A 2,454-nucleotide genomic window follows, 5' to 3' on the forward strand; every position below is an offset into this window, starting at 1 on the left:
GAAGGCGCGGGCTGCGCTGGCGGGGGCGGCGCGGGCAGGGGCGGCGCCTGAGGGATCCGCCGCCGGTGTCGGTGGGAGCGCGGACGTTCGGGCCGCGCGCACCGCCGCCGCACCGCCCGTCGGCTGGGCCGCCCCCGCCGACCTCGGTGCCCCCGCGACCTTCGTGCTGCTGCGGCACGGCGAGACCGCGCTGACGCCCGAGAAGCGGTTCTCCGGGAGCGGCGGGTCCGATCCGTCCCTGTCGGACGTCGGCCGTGAGCAGGCCGAGCGCGTCGCGGCCGCACTCGCCGCCCGCGGCACGGTCCAGGCGATCGTCTCCTCGCCGCTCAAGCGCTGCCAGGAGACCGCGCACACCGTCGCCGCCCGCCTCGGGCTCGACGTCCACCTCGAAGACGGCCTGCGCGAAACGGACTTCGGGGCCTGGGAGGGGCTGACCTTCGGCGAGGCGCGCGAGCGCCACCCGGAGGAGCTGAACGCCTGGCTGGCCTCGCCGAAGGCGGCGCCGCCCGGCGGCGAGTCGTTCGCTGCGGTGTCCCGTCGCGTCTCGGCCGCCCGTGACCGGCTCACCTCGGCGTACGCGGGCCGCACGGTCCTGCTCGTCACGCACGTCACGCCCATCAAGACGCTGGTGCGGCTCGCGCTCGGCGCCCCGCCGGAGTCCCTGTTCCGCATGGAACTCTCGGCGGCCTCGGTGTCGGCCGTGGCGTACTACGCCGACGGCAACGCGTCGCTGCGCCTCCTGAACGACACGTCGCACCTGCGCTAGCGGGTGCTGGTGCGGGCTGGTGCGGGTCGGCGCGTGGTGCGGGCCGGTGCGTGCTGGTGGGCGCGGGTGCGCCTCAGCGCAGGGACGCCGCCTCGCGGGCCAGTGACTCCACGCGGCCCCAGTCCTTGGCCTCGACGGCGTCGGCGGGAAGCATCCAACTGCCGCCCACGCAGCCGACGTTCTTCAGCGCGAGGTACGACGGGGCGGATCCGGGCGTGATCCCGCCCGTCGGGCAGAAGCGGGCCTGCGGCAGCGGGGCGCCCAGGGACTTCAGGTAGGCGGTGCCACCGGCGGCCTCCGCCGGGAAGAACTTCATCTCCCGTACGCCGCGTTCGAGCAGCGCCACGACCTCCGAGGTCGTCGAGACGCCAGGCAGGAACGGCACGCCGGAGCCCTGCATCGCGTCCAGCAGCGTGTCCGTCCAGCCGGGGCTGACCAGGAACCGGGCGCCCGCCTCCACGGACTCGGCGACGTTCCTCGCGGAGATGACGGTGCCCGCGCCGACGACCGCGTCCGGAACCTCGGCGGCGATCGCCGAGATCGCGTCGAGCGCGACGGGCGTCCGCAGGGTCACCTCGATCGCGGGCAGCCCGCCCGCGACGAGGGCCCGCGCCATCGGCACGGCGTCGTCGAGGTCCGAGACGACGACTACGGGGACGACGGGGGCGAGGTCCAGGACGGAGGTGGGCTCGGGGGACGTGGAGGAGGTCATGGGAGCATCCTGCACCCGGCATGCAGCATGCGCAAAGCCCGTTGCGGATGCTGCAACGGGCTTGCGGGTTCAGGCTTCGTGGCTGGTCCGGTCTCTCTTCCGGTCGTCCTTCAGTGGATCTCGCGGACCACCACGTCGAGGGCCCACGGCTTGCCCGGCTTGGCCGGGGCCTCTGCCTCCACCACGTGCCCGAGGTCGCGCAGCGCCTCGACCAGCTCGGCCGGGTTCTTGGGGCTGCTCCCCGTCATCAGCAGGGACCGGACGATCCTGCCCTTCGTCGCCTTGTTGAAGTGCGACACGACGGACCGCTTCTCGGCGCCGGTCTTCTCGTCGACCTGCGCGTGCAGCACCCGAACGGTCGCCGTCCGTCCCGCGACCTCGCCCTTCGGCTTCCACGCGGCGGTGTACGCGGACGACCGGAGGTCCAGGACGAGACCGTCGCCCGCGGCCTCGGGCATGACGGAGGCCATCGGGGTGCGCCAGTACGCGCCGAGTGCGCCGAGGCCCGGCAGCTTCACGCCCATCGAGCAGCGGTACGAGGGGATCTTGTCGCTCACGCCGACGGCGCCCCACAGTCCCGAGAAGACGAGGAGCGAGCGGGTGGCGCGGCGCTTGGCGGCGGCGTCGAGCGAGGCGAGGTCGAGGGCGTCGTAGAGCACGCCGGTGTAGACCTCGCCTGCTGGGCGGGCGCCCGCGGTGCGCAGCTCCGTGTTCTTCGCGACCTCGCCGCGCAGGCCTTCGCTGAGGCCGAGCACGGTGCGGGCCTTCTCCTCGTCCGCGGCGCACAGCTCGACGAGCTCGTCGAGAACGGCCTGCCTGGCCTGGGCGAGGCCCGGCAGCGACAGGGTCTCCGGCTTGAGCGGAGCACCACGGCCGGAGGGAGCCTTGCCTTCGGACGGCGGCAGCAGGACGAGCACGGTGGGACTCCTTCGGGGGGTACGTGAGGGGGGTGCGGCCCCTGCGAAAGGGTACGGGG

Annotated in this window: 3 protein-coding genes; 1 reads left to right on the forward strand and 2 read right to left on the reverse strand. The window is 74.2% G+C overall.

The window, feature by feature from the left end; genetic code table 11:
* Nucleotides 1-766: bifunctional RNase H/acid phosphatase (locus AOK03_RS39115; protein WP_107098224.1), on the forward strand; the 766-nt coding region annotated here is incomplete at its 5' end.
* Between the two features lie 73 nt (nt 767-839).
* On the opposite strand, the gene eda is transcribed toward AOK03_RS39115, so the two are convergent.
* Entirely contained in the window at nt 840-1,478 is a 639-nt protein-coding gene (eda, locus tag AOK03_RS39120) for a bifunctional 4-hydroxy-2-oxoglutarate aldolase/2-dehydro-3-deoxy-phosphogluconate aldolase (RefSeq protein ID WP_055570098.1), read from the reverse strand.
* 110 nt (nt 1,479-1,588) lie between these two features.
* Entirely contained in the window at nt 1,589-2,395 is an 807-nt protein-coding gene (gene yaaA, locus AOK03_RS39125) for a peroxide stress protein YaaA (RefSeq protein ID WP_055570099.1), read from the reverse strand.
* Nucleotides 2,396-2,454 lie beyond the last annotated feature (59 nt).

The organism is Streptomyces atriruber (genome assembly GCF_001418325.1).
GTDB lineage: Bacteria > Actinomycetota > Actinomycetes > Streptomycetales > Streptomycetaceae > Streptomyces > Streptomyces atriruber.